This window comes from Rivihabitans pingtungensis (genome assembly GCF_003201855.1).
Lineage (GTDB): Bacteria > Pseudomonadota > Gammaproteobacteria > Burkholderiales > Aquaspirillaceae > Rivihabitans > Rivihabitans pingtungensis.
In genome coordinates, this window is record NZ_QJKI01000004.1 from 139204 (window position 1) to 155668 (window position 16465).

At 62.3% G+C, this 16465-nt stretch carries 18 protein-coding genes; 12 read left to right on the plus strand and 6 right to left on the minus strand.

Annotated features, from left to right (window positions below):
* Positions 1-257: 257 nt before the first annotated feature.
* The 9 genes from DFR34_RS04840 to DFR34_RS04880 all read left to right on the plus strand — a co-directional run bounded on the left by DFR34_RS04840 (position 258) and on the right by DFR34_RS04880 (position 7282).
* Positions 258-782, plus strand: a complete 525-nt coding sequence (locus DFR34_RS04840; protein ID WP_158281737.1) for a M15 family metallopeptidase — start codon at positions 258-260, stop codon at positions 780-782.
* 189 nt (positions 783-971) lie between these two features.
* On the plus strand, positions 972-1337 hold the full coding sequence (locus DFR34_RS04845) for a hypothetical protein (protein WP_146215056.1): 366 nt from the start codon (positions 972-974) through the stop codon (positions 1335-1337).
* A 113-nt stretch (positions 1338-1450) separates the two neighbouring features.
* The gene (gene dnaB, locus DFR34_RS04850) at positions 1451-2869 is read left to right on the plus strand and encodes a replicative DNA helicase (protein ID WP_110390037.1); all 1419 of its coding nucleotides are present in this window, start codon (positions 1451-1453) and stop codon (positions 2867-2869) included.
* A gap of 2 nt (positions 2870-2871) precedes the next feature.
* On the plus strand, positions 2872-3192 hold the full coding sequence (locus tag DFR34_RS04855; RefSeq protein WP_110390038.1) for a (2Fe-2S) ferredoxin domain-containing protein: 321 nt from the start codon (positions 2872-2874) through the stop codon (positions 3190-3192).
* On the plus strand, positions 3185-3805 hold the full coding sequence (locus DFR34_RS04860) for an alpha/beta hydrolase (RefSeq protein WP_110390039.1): 621 nt from the start codon (positions 3185-3187) through the stop codon (positions 3803-3805). The genes DFR34_RS04855 and DFR34_RS04860 overlap by 8 nt, the downstream gene beginning before the upstream one ends.
* 12 nt (positions 3806-3817) lie before the next feature.
* The gene (locus DFR34_RS04865) at positions 3818-5236 is read left to right on the plus strand and encodes an aminotransferase-like domain-containing protein (protein WP_110390040.1); all 1419 of its coding nucleotides are present in this window, start codon (positions 3818-3820) and stop codon (positions 5234-5236) included.
* 60 nt (positions 5237-5296) lie between these two features.
* On the plus strand, positions 5297-5878 hold the full coding sequence (locus tag DFR34_RS04870; protein WP_110390041.1) for a methyltransferase: 582 nt from the start codon (positions 5297-5299) through the stop codon (positions 5876-5878).
* Between the two features lie 94 nt (positions 5879-5972).
* Positions 5973-6443 carry a copper chaperone PCu(A)C gene (locus DFR34_RS04875; RefSeq protein ID WP_110390042.1) on the plus strand — a complete coding sequence of 157 codons (471 nt, stop codon included), beginning with the start codon at positions 5973-5975 and terminating at the stop codon, positions 6441-6443.
* Positions 6444-6706: 263 nt separating this feature from the next.
* Positions 6707-7282, plus strand: a complete 576-nt coding sequence (locus DFR34_RS04880; protein ID WP_110390043.1) for a DUF4337 domain-containing protein — start codon at positions 6707-6709, stop codon at positions 7280-7282.
* A gap of 28 nt (positions 7283-7310) precedes the next feature.
* Here the strand turns inward: DFR34_RS04880 and DFR34_RS04885 are convergent, their stop codons facing one another.
* Entirely contained in the window at positions 7311-7871 is a 561-nt protein-coding gene (locus DFR34_RS04885; protein ID WP_110390044.1) for a flavin reductase family protein, read from the minus strand.
* Between the two features lie 180 nt (positions 7872-8051).
* On the opposite strand from DFR34_RS04885, the gene DFR34_RS04890 reads away from it, so the two are divergent.
* On the plus strand, positions 8052-9446 hold the full coding sequence (locus tag DFR34_RS04890) for a GGDEF domain-containing protein (protein WP_110390045.1): 1395 nt from the start codon (positions 8052-8054) through the stop codon (positions 9444-9446).
* Between the two features lie 52 nt (positions 9447-9498).
* Here the strand turns inward: DFR34_RS04890 and DFR34_RS04895 are convergent, their stop codons facing one another.
* From DFR34_RS04895 to DFR34_RS04915, 5 genes are all read right to left on the minus strand, one after another.
* The gene (locus DFR34_RS04895) at positions 9499-10059 is read right to left on the minus strand and encodes a hypothetical protein (protein ID WP_110390046.1); all 561 of its coding nucleotides are present in this window, start codon (positions 10057-10059) and stop codon (positions 9499-9501) included.
* Positions 10060-10073: 14 nt separating this feature from the next.
* On the minus strand, positions 10074-10733 hold the full coding sequence (locus tag DFR34_RS04900) for a DUF484 family protein (RefSeq protein ID WP_110390047.1): 660 nt from the start codon (positions 10731-10733) through the stop codon (positions 10074-10076).
* Between the two features lie 72 nt (positions 10734-10805).
* Positions 10806-11639, minus strand: a complete 834-nt coding sequence (gene dapF, locus DFR34_RS04905) for a diaminopimelate epimerase (RefSeq protein ID WP_110390048.1) — start codon at positions 11637-11639, stop codon at positions 10806-10808.
* Positions 11640-11799: 160 nt separating this feature from the next.
* Positions 11800-12306: a dihydrofolate reductase gene (locus tag DFR34_RS04910; protein WP_110390049.1), complete on the minus strand. Its 507-nt coding sequence runs from the start codon at positions 12304-12306 to the stop codon at positions 11800-11802.
* The gene (locus tag DFR34_RS04915; protein ID WP_110390050.1) at positions 12303-13097 is read right to left on the minus strand and encodes a thymidylate synthase; all 795 of its coding nucleotides are present in this window, start codon (positions 13095-13097) and stop codon (positions 12303-12305) included. Before DFR34_RS04915 ends, DFR34_RS04910 begins: the two co-directional genes overlap by 4 nt.
* Before the next feature lie 103 nt (positions 13098-13200).
* Between DFR34_RS04915 and flhB the strand changes: the two genes are divergently transcribed.
* Both flhB and flhA read left to right on the plus strand, forming a co-directional pair.
* Entirely contained in the window at positions 13201-14367 is a 1167-nt protein-coding gene (flhB, locus tag DFR34_RS04920) for a flagellar biosynthesis protein FlhB (protein ID WP_110390051.1), read from the plus strand.
* 10 nt (positions 14368-14377) lie between these two features.
* A complete protein-coding gene (gene flhA / locus DFR34_RS04925) occupies positions 14378-16462 on the plus strand; it encodes a flagellar biosynthesis protein FlhA (protein ID WP_110390052.1) in 2085 nt (694 codons plus the stop codon).
* Positions 16463-16465 lie beyond the last annotated feature (3 nt).

The following is a 16465-nucleotide window of genomic DNA, read 5'->3' on the forward strand; positions in this document are numbered from 1 at the left end:
AAAATGGCGAATGCAACGTACTGTAGCTCAGCCAGACTCTACGGCAGTTTCTCGTAGCCTCTGACCAAACGTCGGAAGTGAGTGGTCGAACTGAAGCTGCGTTCGACCACCCACCAGCTTGGCGGCAACACTCAATGCCCTGTTAATTTCTAACGCTGCCCTTCCCACAAAACTACAACCCCATGCTGCCCCACGCCCAAATCACCCCCTCCTCCCCCCAAGTCCAAGCCATCCCCATCGCTGACTGCGGAGAGCCTTTGCTCGACGCCTCCCGCAGCAGCCTCATCCGCTGCGGCCCGCCGCCAGAATGCCCGGAAACCGCGCCGTTTTACCGCTTATTGCGCGCTGGGGTGCTGGCCAGGTTGGAGCAGGCTCAGCAGCATTTGCCGGCGGGTTTGCATTTGCGTGTGTACGAGGGTTACCGGCATCCGAAAATCCAGCAAATACTGTTCGACGCGCAGTGGCGCAGGATGCAAATCGCTCATCCAGACCAAAGCGCTGCCTGGTGTTATGCGCAGGCGGCCATGCTTGCTTCGCCGTTGCGCACCTTTGCCGGGGAGCCGATGATTCCGCCGCACAGCACGGGTGGGGCGGTGGACGTGGATATTGTCGATGCGGCGGGTCAGCCGCTGGATTTCGGCATGGCCTTGTGTGATTGGGGTGAGGTGGCGCCAGAGTTGTGCGCCACGCAGTATCCTGGCCTCACCGATACAGCGGCGCGCCATCGGCAGTTATTGGTTGAGGTGATGACCGCCGCAGGTTTGGTGAATTACCCGCAATAATGGTGGCATTTTTCGTATGGCGATCAGTATTGGGCGTGTGTGACGGGCTGCGCTCAGGCGCGGTATGGTGCGGTGCACGCCGTCAGTGATGCGTGTAACAGTGATTGCGGATGAGGTGGTTGATTCAGAGTCTGCCTTGAAGATTAAAGCCAAAATAAATCAGTGTCTTGCGCTCTGGTTTGTGCAAAATTGAATATTCTTTCTCTTTATCCGCTTCTCTCTCCTTCCATGAGCCGCCGCTTTCTCCCTTCCGCCCTGCTTGCCCTCTTCCTCATCTTCGTGGCCAGTACCACGCAGCGCCCCACGCCTCCCGCCGCCCCTCCATGCACCGAAGCGTGGTTTCAGCATATTGAGCAGCATTATGCGTCTTCCGCTGATGCCGAAGGGCATGGCCCGGATTTTGGTGACCCCAGCTGGTTTAGCGCGATAGAAAAGCAACTGCACTTGCCCAATAGCAGTGGTTCCACGCAGGGGCAGCGTTGTCAGTTGTTGGATGCTGCTTTGCGTCGGCATATTGTTTTCCGTCACCCCCTGTTGGGCGTGGTGACATGGTAAGCGCCGTTCCCACCCCAAGTGCCCAGCTTGACGCCGCCGCCTGCTGCATCCTGTCCGCCAAGACCTGCTAAAATCAGCTTTTGCCGCGCTTGGCGCGCGCTCTGGACGCCTGCATGACTGATTACATCCCCAATCCCCCACCGTCTGACGCCGAGTATCAGCAGTTGCGCATGCCGCCGCATTCGCTGGAGGCTGAGCAATCGGTGCTGGGCGGTTTGTTGCTGGACAATTCCGCCTGGGACCGCATCGGCGATGCGGTGGCCGACGAAGATTTTTACCGCCATGACCACCGGCTGATTTTTCAGGCCATCGTCAAGCTGATCGAGCGCAGTCATCCGGCGGATGTGGTGACGGTGTCCGAGCAGCTGGAAAAAAGCGCCCAGCTGGGCGAGGTGGGCGGGCTGGCGTATCTGGCCACGCTGGCGCAAAACACGCCGTCGGCGGCCAATATCAAGCGCTACGCCGAGATTGTGCGCGAGCGTTCGATCATGCGTCAGCTGGCGCAGATTGGCACCGAGATTGCCGATTCGGCGTATAACCCGATGGGTCGCGATGCGCGCGAGCTGCTGGACGAGGCGGAAACCAAGGTGTTTCGCATTGCCGAGAGCACGGCGCGTTCGCAGCAGGATTTTCTCAATATGGAGCAGATCCTCACCGAGGTGGTGGAGCGGGTGAACGAGCTGTACGGCCGCGACAATCTGGACGACGTGACCGGCATTCCTACCGGCTTTGTCGATCTGGACAAAAAAACCTCCGGTCTGCAAAAGGGCGATCTGGTGATTGTGGCCGGCCGGCCGTCGATGGGTAAAACCGCGTTTTCGATGAATATTGCCGAGAATGTCGCGCTGAACACCGGTTTGCCGGTGGCGGTGTTCTCGATGGAAATGGGCGCCACCCAGCTGGCGATGCGGATGATTGGCTCGGTGGGCCGGCTGGATCAGCACGCGCTGCGCACCGGCCAGTTGTCGGACGAAGAGATGGACAAGTTCGGCATGGCGGTGTCGCGCTTGTGGGAGGCGCCGTTGTTTATCGACGAAACCCCCGGCTTGTCCGGCCTGGAGTTGCGCAGCCGCGCGCGCCGGCTGGCGCGCAAGATGGGCGGCCAGCTGGGCTTGATCGTGATTGACTATTTGCAGCTGATGAGCGGCTCCAGCGACCGCCGCGACCAAAACCGCGCCTCGGAGCTGGGCGAGATTTCCCGCTCGCTCAAGGCGCTGGCCAAAGAGCTGCAAGCGCCGGTGATTGCGCTGTCGCAGCTGTCGCGCTCGGTGGAGCAGCGCACCGACAAGCGCCCGATGATGTCGGATTTGCGTGAATCCGGCGCTATTGAGCAAGATGCTGATTTGATTGTGTTTATGTACCGCGACGAGTATTACAACCCGGATTCGCAGTTCAAGGGCATGGCCGAGGCCATTATCGGCAAGCAGCGTAACGGCCCCACCGGCCGCGTGCCGCTGACCTTTCTGGGGCATTATTCCCGCTTTGAAAACGCCTCGCCGCAACAAGTGTCCGGCTGGGATCAAGGAGACTGACCATGAGCTATTTTGCTCGCCATGTGTTTTTGTGCACCAATCAGCGCGCTGAGGGCGAAAGCTGTTGCAACGCACTGGGCGCCAGCGAGGCGCTGGACCACGCCAAGGGCCGCATCAAGTCCATGGGCCTGGCCGGGCCGGGCAAGGTGCGTTTTCAGAAAGCCGGCTGTCTGGAGCGCTGTGGCGAAGGCCCGGTGCTGGTGGTCTACCCGGAAGCGGTCTGGTACACCTATGTGGACAAGACCGATATTGACGAAATCATCGACGAACACCTGGTCAACGGCCGGGTGGTGGAACGCCTGAAGCTGTCTGACCATGCTTAAACTGCAACAAGAGCCAATTTATATCGACGGGCCGGTGGGCCAGCTGGAAACCCTGGTGATTGCCCCCAAGGACGGCGCGCCGCGCGGCATCGCCCTGATTGCCCACCCCAACCCGCTGCAAGGCGGCACCAACACCAATAAAGTGGTGCAGACCACGGCGCGCGCGCTCAGCCAGCATGGCTATATCTGCTACTGCCCCAATTTGCGCGGGGTGGGCAATAGCGGCGGCGAGCACGACTATGGCCACGGCGAGGTGGACGACGCCCAGGCTGTGGTGGACTACGCCCGCGCCCAGCATGGCGATGTGCCGCTGGTGCTGGCGGGTTTCTCGTTTGGCAGCTATGTGGCCGCGCAACTGCGCCAGCGCATCGACGCCCGCCATTTGATCATGCTGGGCGCGGCGGTGTCGCCCAAATACGCCATGCCCCACGTGCCGGCCGACACCATTGTGATTCACGGCGAGCACGACGAAGTCATCAGCCTGGCGCAGGTGCTGGATTGGGCGCGTCCGCAAAGCCTGCCGGTGGTGGTGTTCCCCGGCGTTGGGCATTTCTTTCATGGCAAGCTGGTGTTGTTGCAGCAGTATGTGCAGCGGCTGGTTCCGTCGCTGTAAGCGGGCCGCCCCTTGACTCTGGATGGGCCAGCGCCGGCGCGGCTGTATCAGCAGGTGTTTCGCCACTGGCGCGACGCCATCGCCAGCGGCCGGCTGCCCGCTGGCGCGCGCTTGCCGGCGGTGCGTGAGCTGGCCGCCCGCCACAATGTCAGCTTGACCACGGCGCGGCGGGTGGTAGAAGAGCTTCACGCTGGCGGCTGGATTGAAACCCGGCCACGTCTGGGTTTGTTTGTGGCCCAGCCGCGTCAGCCCGGTTATCCCTCGCCCGCTGGCCAGCCCGCGCCGGTCAGCATTGCCACCCTGGCCTTGCGGCTGTTTGAGGCGCTGCGCGACCCGGCGATTGCGCCGTTTGGCTCGCCATTTATCGACCCGGCCTGGCTGGATATTGCCGGCGTCAACGACCACTTGCGCCGCGCCGTGCGCAAATTCTCCCCTGCTCGTGGCCTGACCGACCTGCCGCCCGGCCATGATGCCCTGCGCCAGCAGATTGTCCGCCGCGCGCTGCATCACGGCTTTCGCTTGCAGCAAGATGAATTGCTGATTACCTGCGGCGCCATGGAGGCGCTGAATCTGGCGCTGAAGTCTGTTGCCCGCCCCGGCGCGGTGGTGGCGGTGGAATCCCCGGCGTTTTACGGCATGCTCTACGCCATCGAGGCCAATGGCATGCAGGCGCTGGAAATCCGCACCGACCCACGCACCGGCCTGGACGTGGATGATCTGGCGCAGGCGCTGGGCCGCCACCGTATTGCCGCCTGCATGCTGATGCCTTCGCTGCAAAACCCGCTGGGGGCGATCATGCCGGCGGCGGCGCGCGCGCGCCTGCTGGCGCTGGCTGGCGAGCACGATTTTGCCATCATCGAAGACGACGCCTACCGCGAGCTGCTGCCGCCCGGCGGCAGCCCGCCGCCGCTCAAGCACCACGACAGCGATGGCCGCGTGCTGTATTGCGGCACCTTTGCCAAGGCGTTTTCGCCGGCGCCGCGCATCGGCTGGCTGGCCGCCGGCCGCCACACCGAAACCGCGCTGCTGCATAAATTAATGAACACCCTGAGCACGTCGATTCCCAATCAAATGGCAGTCGCCAGCTATCTGCGTGATAGCCGCCCCGACCGCCGGCTGGCGCGGCTGCGCGACACCCTGGCCAGCAATCGCGCGCGGCTGGCCGACACCGTGCGCCGGCATTTCCCGGCCGGCAGCGAGGTGAATACCCCGGCCGGCGGGTTTTTCTTGTGGGTGACGCTGCCGCCCGAGTGCGACACCTTGGCCCACTATCCCAAGGCGCTGGCGGCTGGGGTGAGCTTTGTGCCAGGGGCGCTGTTCTCACCCAGTGGCCGTTTTGGTCACTGTTTACGGCTGAATGCCGGCTTTGCCCTGGACGAGCCGGTGCTGGCGCGCCTGGCCGAAGTGGGCCGCCAATTGCAGGCTGGCTGATTGCGCCCGGCGGCTGGCCACGGCACACTTGCGCTTTATCTGAATTGACAGGAGCCTCCCATGGCGCAAGACAGCTCGCGTGCAGATTTTTGGGAAACCCGCTACCAGCAGGGCGTGATTCCGTGGGATGCCGGGCAGATGCCCAGCCAGTTTGTGGCGTTTGCCGCTGCCCGCCCGCCGGGCGAACGGGTGCTGGCGCCGGGCTGCGGCAGTGGCTACGAGGTGCGCGGCCTGGCCGAACATGGTGCCAAGGTGCTGGCGGTGGATTTCAGCGCGGCGGCGGTGGCGCGCGCGCGCGAGGTGCTGGGCGAGCACGCCGACTGCGTGCGCGAAGGCGATTTTTTTCAGCTGGACGACGCGCCGTTTGATTGGCTGTACGAGCGCGCGTTGTTGTGTGCGCTGCCGCCAAAAACCTGGGACGACTGGGCGGCGCAAACCGCCCGCCTGGTGCGCCCCGGCGGCGTGCTGGCCGGGTATTTCTTTATTGCCGACACGCCCAAGGGTCCGCCGTTTGGCATCAGCGAGGCGCGCTTGGTCGAGCTGTTGGGCGGGCATTTCACCCTGGAAAGCCGCGAGCCGGCCAGCGATAGCCTGCCGGTGTTTGCCGGGCGCGAGCACTGGATGGTGTGGCGTCGGCGCTGATGGTGCGACAATTTGCCGCATTGTCGGCGCTGCCTCACGCCGGCTATCATCGCCGCCTGTTATTTGCGGCGTTGCGCCGCCCTGGAGATGAACGATGAAACGCCTGCTCGCCCTCGCCCTGTTTGCCGCTGCTTCGCTGGCCCATGCCCATGGTTATGCGGTGGGCGAGCTGAAAATCGACCACCCCTGGGCGCGCGCCACGCCAGGCGCAGCCAAGAACGGCGCGGCTTACCTGACGGTGAGCAATACCGGCAAGCAGGCCGACCGCCTGGTGGCCGCCAGTGTTGACGTGGCCGACCACGCCGAGCTGCATACGCATCTGAACGACAATGGCGTGATGAAAATGCGCCAGATCCCGGATATTCCGGTTGAAGCCGGCGCCACGGTCAAGCTGCAACCGGGTGGCTTGCATATCATGCTGATGGATTTGAAGCAGCCGCTGAAAGAAGGCGACAAGATTCCGATGACCCTGCGCTTTGAGAAGGCCGGCGAAGTGAAGGTGGATGTGCATGTGGACAAGGTGGGCGCCATGCCGGCGGCTGCCGGGGCCCACGCCGGTCACTAATCGCGCTGCTCACCAACCCCCCCTGGCCTTGTGGTGTGACCTTGTCTGAGGTGTTGTACTGTCTGCAAGCACACGCCTGACTGCCTAACCCGAGCTGCTTGGCTGAGTGGGGCGAGCCGCACTGTGCTGTTGGTGAGCGCCCGTCTGAAAATATTGCGCGCCCCGCTGTGGGCGCGCTATTTTTTTGTATCCGGCTCTTGATTTGATATCTACTGTCGCCATATGCCGCCAGTTTGGTGAATATATTCAGTCAAGGAGTTGTCATGTCAGGTCATGGTTTTCATGTGCACGGCCCGCACGATCATGCAGTCGAGCATGGTGGGCATTCGGGGGACAGTTTTGCATCGCGCATTGCGGTGATGACGGCGGTGATGTCCACGGTGGGCGCGCTGTTCAGTTATTCCGGCGGCGCGACGCAAAACGAGGCAATGCTGATGAAAAATGCCGCGGCGATTAAAAAAACCGAGGCGGCCAATCAGTGGAATTACTATCAGGCCAAGAGCAATAAGCAAAACCTGGCCGAACTGGCGCTGTCGCTGAGTCAGGATGCCGCCAACAAAGACAAATACCAGAAAGACATCGAGCGTTACCGCGCCGAGAAGGCCGAGATCAAGGCCGCCGCTGAAAAGCTGGAGGCCGAATCACAAGGGTTCGAGCACAAGAGCGACGAAGCCATGCACCTGCATCACCGCTGGGCGCAGGCAATGACCGGCATTCAGGTGGCCATTTCGCTGGCGGCGGTGTCCTTGCTGACCCGGCGGCGCTGGCTGAATTACGCCACCTATCTGGCCGCCGGTGCTGGCGTGGTGCTGGGCGGTATGGCGCTGGCGCATCTGTAAATCCACGCGCACCAGGCGTCTGGGTTGGTTAGCTTTGTTCAATCACCAGGCTATCGCCAGTGACAAAAAACTGCCCGCCGGCCACATAGTGCAGGGTGCGCAGCGCCGGATCGGCAAAGGTCCAGCGGCCGTCGCACCAGGCCTGATCATCCGCCCAGGCCGCCAGCACTTCGGCCAGAAACATATCGTGGCGTTCGGCCATGGCCGGTTCGGGCAGGATTTTGCATTCCAGCCAGGCGGCGCAGCCGTCCAGCAGCAGGCCGCCGCCGTGTTCAGCGCTGGCGCCATGCAGGCCAAAGGCAGCGAATTTGTCGATGTCGCGGCCGCTGTGGCTGCCCAGTTGCAACACCGTGTGCGCCAATTGCTGGCCGGGCAGCGCCAGCACAAAATGGCCGCTGGCTTCAATCAGCTGGCGGGTATGGCTGCTTTTGTCGATCACCACCGCCACCTTGGGCGGCTGAAAATCCACCGGCATGGCCCAGGCGGCGGCCATGATATTGCGCTGATCGGCGTGGGCGCTGCTGATCAGGGTAAGCGGACCGTGGTTGAGCAGTCGATACGCGTGAGCCAGCGGGACAGAAATGCGCATGATGAGGTGTCGGGCAAAACTGGCATTGTGCCTTTGCCGGCTTGTCCAGCCAAGCGGGGCGGCTGGGCTGATGCGTGCGTGCGACACTGTGTGCGGCGAGATGAAAAGCTGATGAAAAAACCGTGGCGCATCATGCCATATGAGTGACACACTAGCCGCTTGTCCTTTTTTGGTGCAGCCATGGCCGCTCCCGCTTCCAGTCACGGCATGATCGAAGCATTGGCGTCCACCTTGCTGGATGTTCAGGCCTTGATCGACGCTGCGCCCGCGTCGTCGATGCTGCTTGATCGTGACGGGCGTATTCTCACCATCAATCGTGCCGGCGCTGCCCGACTGGGCCTGGCGCCAGCGCAGGCGCTGGGCCTGTATTTGTTTGATTTGTTTCCGGTGGAAGTGGCCGCCTCGCGCCAGCGGCGCTTGCAGGCGGTGACCGCCAGCCGCCAGCCGCAGGTGTTCGAAGATCACCGCGATGGCCAGCATTACCGTACGTCGGCGGTCCCGGTGATGGACCGCGACGGCGAGGTGTGCCGGGTGGCGATTTTTTCCGAGGACATCACTGCCCAGCACGAGGCCGAGCGCTTGTTGCGCGACAGCGAGGCGCATTACCGCTTTTTGGCGGAAAACAGCGAAGACGTCATCTGGCAGCTGGACCGCGACATGCACATCACCTACATCAGCGCGGCTGATCAGCGCTTGCGCGGGGTGGCGCGCGGGGCGGTGCTGGGGCAATCGGTGTTCAGTCTGTTTTCTCCCCGTGGCCAGGCGATTCTGGCCCGTGTGGTGGCCGAGCGCCAGCAGTGTCTGGAGCAAGGCCTGCCGCTGCCGCCCACCCTGCGTTTTGAGGCGCCGCAGCAATGCGCCAATGGCGAGGAGGTGTGGGTGGAAGTGGTGTCCACCCGCATCGACGACGCTCATGGCGTGCTGTGCGGCTATATCGGCATGACGCGCAATGTGGCGGAACGCCGCCGCTATCAGGCCATGCTGGAAGACGCCAACCGGCAGTTGCGCGAACAGCTGGATAAAGTCTCTGCCTTGCAGGCGCAATTGCAGGCGCGTGCCCACCGCGATGCACTCACCGGCCTGTATAACCGCCACTATCTGCACGAAACCCTGCCGGATTTGCTGGCTCAGGCCCGCCAGGCTCGCCATGGGTTGGCGCTGGTGATGGTGGATCTGGATCACTTCAAGCAAATCAACGACCGCCACGGCCATGTAGCGGGCGATCTGGCCATCCAGACTGCCGCCCGCCTGCTGATCGAACGCGCGCCTTCGCGCAGCCTGTGCTGTCGCTTTGGCGGGGAAGAATTTCTGGTGGCTTTGTGCGGGCTGACGCCGGCAGCGGTATGCGCCTGGGCAGAAAACTGGTGTGCCGAGCTGGCGGACTGTGTGCTCAGCCATCAAGGCGTGCGGATTGCGCTGACTGCTTCGCTGGGGGTGGCCTGGCAGCCGCAGCATGGCGACAGTGAAGCGCAGTTGCTGGAGCGGGCAGATCAGGCGCTGTATCTGGCCAAGCGGCGTGGACGTAATCAGGTGTGTGTGTGGGCGGCCGACGAAGTCTGTGCGCTGCGCGCCTGAGCCGTATGGCCGGCCTGATGCGGTGCAGGTGCAGGCGTATCAGCTACGGTGTTCAGAACCACGGGCCAAAAGTGGGGCGGCCGCCGCGCGCCAGCCAGCCCACCCCGGCGGCCAGCAGCGCCGGCAGGATCAGCTGACAGGCCAGCGCCAGTACGCTGGCGTGGTTGCGATGGCTGCGCACACGATAGAGCTGCAAGAGCAAGCTGGCCAGCCAGAACACCAGCGTCATCGCCGCCGGGCGATACCAGTAGGCATGGCGGATGTCCTGGCTGAACAGCCCGCCAGCCAGCACGCCCAGATGTCCCAGCGCCAGGGCCAGCGCGTCGCTGGCCAGCACCTGTCGGGCTGGCAGCGCCAGCGGGTCGGGGCGGCACAGCAGCCAGCCGCCGGCAAACACGCCTTGCCACAAATAGGGATAAAAACACGGCAGCCATAGCGCGCTGACCGCCAGTGAGGGGCGCAGCAACTTAAAGCCGATGGCCAACGCAAACCAGCTGGCAATCAGCATGGCCAGGGCCACGCCATCGCCGCTGCGCAGCACCCGCCAGACGCCGCGCGCGGCAAAGGCCGGCAACAGCAGCAGACTGACCCACAGCGGCGCGTCGGGGTGCATGGTGGGCTCGCCGCTCAGTGCATGGCCAGGGTGCGCTGTAGCGCAGCAGACAGGAGCGCGCCCAGATTGGCCAGGTAGTCGGTTTCCATGTCGGTGGTGAAGCGGTAGCTGTCGGCGCTGGCCAGCACCAACAGGCCAAATGCCTCGCCATTGTCGCGGCGTAGCGCCACCTGACCAAACGATTGCAGCACCGGCTCGTGGGGGAACCACTCAATAATGTGTTCGGCGGCAAACGGGCCGGTGTAGGGGTGCTCAAGGTTGCGGGCAATGATGGCCAGACGTGGATCCTGGCGGTGCCATTCACCCAGCGATTCGGTGGCCGTTCCCCACAGGCGCAGGCCGGCGTGGGTGATGTCGAAGTCTTTTTCCAGCGCACTCAGTGTGCGGCGGATGGCGTCGGTGGCCTCTTCGGTGCGCACCAGTTGCACCGACAGCGTATGCAGGCGGGTAATGGTCTGGTCGTTGTGTTCGCCAAAGCGGATCAACTGGCTCATTTTGGCGCCGAGCTGGCGGTTTTTGTCGCGCAGCGCCAGCACTTGGCGCTCGACCAGTGGCACCGCGTATTCCGAGCGCGCGTGTGGTACGCGCACCTGGGTGAGCAGCTCGCTGTGTTGGTCAAAAAATTCGGGGTGGGCTTCCAGGTAGGCGGCCACTTCGCTGGCGGTCATGGACATCGGGACAGACTCCTGTCGGGACGTTTCTTGCGCGCGCCGGTCCCGCCCACGGGCCGGCGGCGTCAGCTTGGGTTAAAGGGTGATGCTGCCTTGATACACGGTGACCGCCGGGCCGGTCATGCGCACCGGCTGGCCAGGACCGGCCCATTCGATGCGCAAATCGCCGCCACGGGTGTGCACGGTAACGGCGGCATCCAGCAGGCCACGGCGGATGCCGGCCACCACGGCCGCACAGGCGCCAGTGCCGCAGGCCAGGGTTTCGCCAGCGCCGCGCTCGTACACGCGCAGGGCAATTTCCTGACGGTTGAGCACCTGCATGAAGCCGGCGTTCACCCGTTGCGGAAAGCGGGCGTGTTGTTCGATCTGCGGGCCGTGCGTGGCCACCGGCGCGGTGTTGACGTCGTCCACCACTTGCACGGCGTGCGGGTTGCCCATCGACACCACGGTGACACCCAGTTCAGCGCCGTCCGGCAGCGTGAGCGGGTGAATCACCGCATCGGCATCGGCTTCGAACGGGATTTCCACCGGCAACAGGCGCGGCTGGCCCATGTCCACTGTCACCAGACCATTATCGGTCAGCACCGGGGTGATGATGCCCTTGGCGGTTTCCACGCGGATGGCGTGCTTGTCGGTCAAGCCCTGGTCGAAGACAAAACGGGCAAAACAGCGCGCGCCATTGCCGCATTGCTCGACCTCGCCGCCGTCGCTGTTGAAAATCCGGTAGCGGAAATCGGTGTCGGGCAGGGCGGGTTCTTCCACCAGCAGCAGCTGGTCAAAACCCACGCCGGTGTGGCGGTCGCCCAACTGGCGGATTTGCGCAGCGCTCAGGCGCACGCGCTGGCGCACGCCGTCGATCACCATGAAATCGTTGCCCAGGCCATGCATCTTGCTGAAATTCAGAATCATGAAAGCGGCTATCTTGTGCTAAGAGTTACTCGGGCGCGCGGTGTTGGCGCTGTGAACACGCGCGGACGAATCATAAACCATCTTGTCATGTTTCGGCAGGGTGACGCTGCCTGCCGTTTGAAACAGTCATGATTTAGCGCAATGTCGCTTGCTTGCTGGCTCAACTGGCGGCGTGCCTGCGCAGATGCACAAAGTGGTAGCCCAGCCCATCGCTGTCGCGCACGTGGCTGTCGCGTGAAAGTTCTTGCCACTGGCTGCTGTCCAGTGCCGGAAAGTGGGCGTCGCCGTCAATGTCGGCGTCAATTTCGGTGATGAACAATTCATCGGCCAACGCCAGCGCCTGGGCGTACAGCTGGGCGCCGCCAATCACGAATACGCGCGGCGCGGGGCTGTCCGCCGCCGCGCACAGCGCCAGCGCGTCGGGCAGCGAGCGGGCATGCTCGGCGCCGGCAGCTTGCCAGTCCGGCTGGCGGCTGACCACGATATTGCGCCGGCCGGGCAGCGGGCGGCCAATCGAATCCCAGGTGCGTCGGCCCATGATGATGGGCGCGCCCAGGGTGGTGCGCTTGAAGTGTTGCAGGTCTTCCGGCAGATGCCAGGGCAGGGTGTTGTCCTTGCCAATCACCCGGTTGCGCGCCATGGCGACGATCAGGGCCAGCGCGCTCATACCGCCACCTCGGCGCGAATGGCCGGATGCGGGTCATAGCCTTCCAGGGTGAAATCTTCAAATCTGAAGGCGAACAGGTCGGTGACGGCGGGGTTGATTCGCATCACCGGCAGCGGGCGCGGCTCGCGGCTCAGTTGCAGCTGTGCTTGTTCCAGGTGATTGCTGTACAAATGGGCGTCGCCCAGGGTGTGGATGAATTCACCGGGCTGCAATTGGCACACCTGCGCCACCATCAGCGTCAGCAGCGCGTAGCTGGCGATATTGAATGGCACGCCCAAAAAGATATCGGCACTACGCTGATACAGCTGGCAGGAGAGCTTGCCGTCAGCCACATAAAACTGAAACAGTGAGTGGCACGGCGGCAGCGCCATCTGGTCCACCAGCGCCGGGTTCCACGCCGAGACGATCATGCGCCGCGAATCCGGCGTGTCACGCAGCTGGCGCAGCACCTGGCTGATCTGGTCGATATGCCGGCCGTCCGGCGCCGGCCAGCTGCGCCACTGATAGCCATACACCGGGCCCAGCTCGCCATTGGCGTCGGCCCATTCGTCCCAGATCGATACGCCGTGGGCTTTCAGGTAGGCGATATTGGTGTCGCCGGCCAGAAACCACAGCAGCTCATGGATGATGGATTTAAGGTGAACTTTTTTGGTGGTGACCAGCGGAAAGCCCTGCGCCAGGTCAAAGCGCATCTGGTGGCCAAAGATCGAGCGCGTGCCGGTGCCGGTGCGGTCGGTTTTGACGTGGCCGTGTTCCAGCACATGGCGCATGAGATCAAGATAAGCCTGCATGAAAAAACCAAATTCCTTTATGGTGAACTGATGGACACAAAAGTCCGGTAGAATCGCTCCGACTCCAATTTTACGATAAGCCCAGCGCCGAGCCTCGCACACCATGTCCGAAGAAAGCGATCTCGAAAAAACAGAAGAGCCCTCAGAGCAGAAACTGCGACAGGCTCGGGAAGACGGTCAGGTTCCCCGATCGCGGGAGCTGGCGACCTTTGCCGTCACCATGACTGGCGTGGGCCTGTTGGTGGTGCTGGGTAATCGCATTGTCGATTCCATCAACACCATCATCCGCCGGGAATTCACTTTTGACCAGAAAACCCTGCTGCAAGAAGGTGTGATCAACGAGCATTTTCGCCAGGGCATGCTGGATATGCTGTTGGTGCTGGCGCCGATTCTGGGCGCCTTGATGGTGGCCGCCATCGGCCCGTCGCTGTTGCTGGGTGGCTGGAATTTTACGCTGAATTCGATCGGCTTCAAATTCAGCAAACTGAATCCTGCACCGGGCATCAAACGGATGTTCTCCGTGGCTGCACTGATGGAGGGCGGCAAGGCAGTGCTGAAAAGCACGCTGATCGGTGGGGTATCCACCTGGATCATCTGGCGGGAAATGGGCGAGATCATGCAATTGATCACCCTGCCGCTGGATGAAAGCATTGCCCAGACCATGGCGTTGACCGTGCACACCACGTTTTTGGTGACCAGCACGCTGTTGTTGCTGGTGCTGATCGACGTGCCGTTTCAGTGGTGGAACTTCCGCAAGGGCCTGCGCATGACCAAGGAAGAGGTCAAGCAGGAAAACAAGAACTCGGAAGGCAGCCCTGAGGTCAAGGGCCGGATTCGCCAGTTGCAGCGCGAAGCCGCACGCAAGCGGATGATGGGGGCCGTGCCCGAGGCCAGCGTGGTGGTCACCAACCCGACCCACTACGCGGTGGCGATGAAGTACGAAGACGGCATGGGGGCACCCAAGGTGTTGGCCAAGGGCAAGCTGCGTACCGCCGAGCGCATCATTGAGCTGGCCAAGGAACACAAAATCACCATCATGCGCGCACCGCCGTTTGCCCGCGCGCTGTACCACAATACCGAAATCGGACAGGAAATTCCGCATCAATTGTATACTGCCGCCGCGCAGATTCTGGCTTATGTGTTCCAACTGAAACATTATAATGCGCACGGTGGCATGGCGCCGGTCTACCCGGACGACTTGCCGGTGCCGCGCGAGCTTGACCCAGAAAGCAAGACCCCGCAAGATACTTCGCCAACCCCGAAATCATGATTGATGCTGGATGGATAAACTTTCCCAATTCCTGACACGTTACAACACCACCTCGCTGGCCGGCCCGGTGCTGATCATCATGATTCTCGGCATGATGATCCTGCCCCTGCCGGCGTTTCTGCTGGATATCTTCTTCACCTTCAATATCGCGGTGTCCATCATCGTGCTGATGGTGGGGTTGAACACCCGCCAGCCGCTGGAGTTCTCGGCGTTTCCGGCCGTGCTGCTGGTGACCACGCTGTTGCGGCTGTCGCTGAACGTGGCGTCCAGCCGGATGATTCTGCTCAATGGCCATAATGGCGCTGACGCAGCAGGCAAGGTGATTGAAGCGTTCTCGCACTTTCTGGTGGGCAGCAATTACGCCATCGGTATTGTGGTGTTCATCATCCTGACCATCATCAACTTTGTGGTGATCACCAAGGGCGCCGGGCGGATTGCCGAAGTGAGCGCCCGCTTTACCCTGGACGCCATGCCCGGCAAGCAGATGGCGATTGACGCCGACTTGAATGCCGGCCTGATTGGCGAAGAAGACGCCAAAAAACGTCGAGCCCAGATTGCCGAAGAAGCCAACTTCTTTGGCTCGATGGATGGTGCATCCAAATTTGTGCGGGGCGATGCCATCGCCGGCATCATGATCATGCTGATCAATATTGTCGGCGGCCTGAGCGTGGGCCTGATCCAGCACGATCTGCCGCTGGGCAAGGCGCTGGAAACCTACACCCTGCTGACCATCGGTGATGGCCTGGTGGCACAGATTCCGGGCCTGATCATTTCTACTGCGGCCGGTATCGTGGTGTCGCGGGTGGGCACTGAAAAAGATCTGTCCGAGCAGATGCTGGGGCAGATGTTTGCCAACTCGCAGGTGCTGTACATTACCGCCGCCGTCATCGGGCTGATCGGTATTATCCCCAATATGCCGCACGTGGCGTTTTTGCTGATTGCTTCTTCGCTGGCTGGTCTGGCCTGGGCGCTGGAGCGCAGCAAGCAGCGTGCTGCTGAAGCCGAATTCAATGAGCCGGATCTGGCCGATGCCCAGCAATTGACAGAGACCCCTCTGGCCGAAGTCGGCTGGCGTGATGTGCAGGCGGTGGATCCAGTCGGTCTGGAGGTCGGCTACCGGCTGATTCCTCTGGTGGATCGTGCCCAGGATGGCGAATTGTTGCGTCGGGTGCGCGGCATCCGTAAGAAAATCGCCCAGGAGCTTGGCTTTCTGGTGCCATCGGTGCATATCCGGGATAATCTGGAAATCCGGCCCAATGAATATCGGATCATGCTCAAGGGCGTGGAAGTTGGCCAGGGTGAAGCCTTTGTCGGCCAGTATCTGGCCATTAATCCAGGTCGGGTGCTGGGCACCATCCAGGGGACTCCCACCACCGATCCGGCCTTTGGTCTGCCGGCGTTGTGGATTGAAGGCGCCTTGCGTGATGAAGCCCAGTCGCTGGGCTACACTGTGGTGGATGCCAGTACGGTCGTTGCCACGCATATCTCCAACATCCTGAGCAACCATGCCGCCGAGTTGCTGGGCCGCGAAGAAACCCAGCAGTTGGTCGATCATGTGGCCAAGGATGCGCCCAAGCTGGTGGAAGATCTCATTCCCAAGGTGGTGCCGATCAATATCCTGCAGAAGGTTCTGCAGAACATGCTCACCGAAGGCTTGCACATCCGCGATATTCGCACCATCATCGAAACTCTGGCCGAGCATACCCCTATCACCCAGGATGTGGACGATCTGACTTCGGCTGTGCGTGTCGCCTTGGGCCGCACCATTGTTTACCAGCTATATGGCAATGCCAACGAATTGCCGGTCATGACTTTGGAGCCAGGGCTGGAGCAAATTCTGATCAACGCCGTACAATCCAAGGGCGGCGGCCTGGAGCCCGGCTTGGCAGAAAACCTGCTGGCCAGCACCGCGCGCGAAGCCGAACGGGTCGAGCAGCAAGGCCAGGTGCCAGTGTTGCTGACCCCGGCGGCCCTGCGACCTTTGCTGGCCAAATTCCTGCGCCGCGCCATGCCGCAACTGGCAGTGCTGGCGCATAATGAAATTCCGGACAACAAAACCATCCGCATCATTTCGGTGGTGGGTGGGCGAGAGTAAGCG

Coding starts and splice junctions, on each gene's coding strand:
- DFR34_RS04900 (WP_110390047.1), bottom strand. CDS start 10,733: ATGTCCATGACCGCCAGCGAAGTGGCCGCCTACCTGGAAGCCCACCCC.
- flhB (WP_110390051.1), top strand. CDS start 13,201: ATGTCCGAAGAAAGCGATCTCGAAAAAACAGAAGAGCCCTCAGAGCAG.
- DFR34_RS04880 (WP_110390043.1), top strand. CDS start 6,707: ATGTCAGGTCATGGTTTTCATGTGCACGGCCCGCACGATCATGCAGTC.
- DFR34_RS04855 (WP_110390038.1), top strand. CDS start 2,872: ATGAGCTATTTTGCTCGCCATGTGTTTTTGTGCACCAATCAGCGCGCT.
- dnaB (WP_110390037.1), top strand. CDS start 1,451: ATGACTGATTACATCCCCAATCCCCCACCGTCTGACGCCGAGTATCAG.
- flhA (WP_110390052.1), top strand. CDS start 14,378: ATGGATAAACTTTCCCAATTCCTGACACGTTACAACACCACCTCGCTG.
- DFR34_RS04860 (WP_110390039.1), top strand. CDS start 3,185: ATGCTTAAACTGCAACAAGAGCCAATTTATATCGACGGGCCGGTGGGC.
- DFR34_RS04885 (WP_110390044.1), bottom strand. CDS start 7,871: ATGCGCATTTCTGTCCCGCTGGCTCACGCGTATCGACTGCTCAACCAC.
- DFR34_RS04890 (WP_110390045.1), top strand. CDS start 8,052: ATGGCCGCTCCCGCTTCCAGTCACGGCATGATCGAAGCATTGGCGTCC.
- DFR34_RS04895 (WP_110390046.1), bottom strand. CDS start 10,059: ATGCACCCCGACGCGCCGCTGTGGGTCAGTCTGCTGCTGTTGCCGGCC.
- DFR34_RS04910 (WP_110390049.1), bottom strand. CDS start 12,306: ATGAGCGCGCTGGCCCTGATCGTCGCCATGGCGCGCAACCGGGTGATT.
- DFR34_RS04915 (WP_110390050.1), bottom strand. CDS start 13,097: ATGCAGGCTTATCTTGATCTCATGCGCCATGTGCTGGAACACGGCCAC.
- dapF (WP_110390048.1), bottom strand. CDS start 11,639: ATGATTCTGAATTTCAGCAAGATGCATGGCCTGGGCAACGATTTCATG.
- DFR34_RS04875 (WP_110390042.1), top strand. CDS start 5,973: ATGAAACGCCTGCTCGCCCTCGCCCTGTTTGCCGCTGCTTCGCTGGCC.
- DFR34_RS04870 (WP_110390041.1), top strand. CDS start 5,297: ATGGCGCAAGACAGCTCGCGTGCAGATTTTTGGGAAACCCGCTACCAG.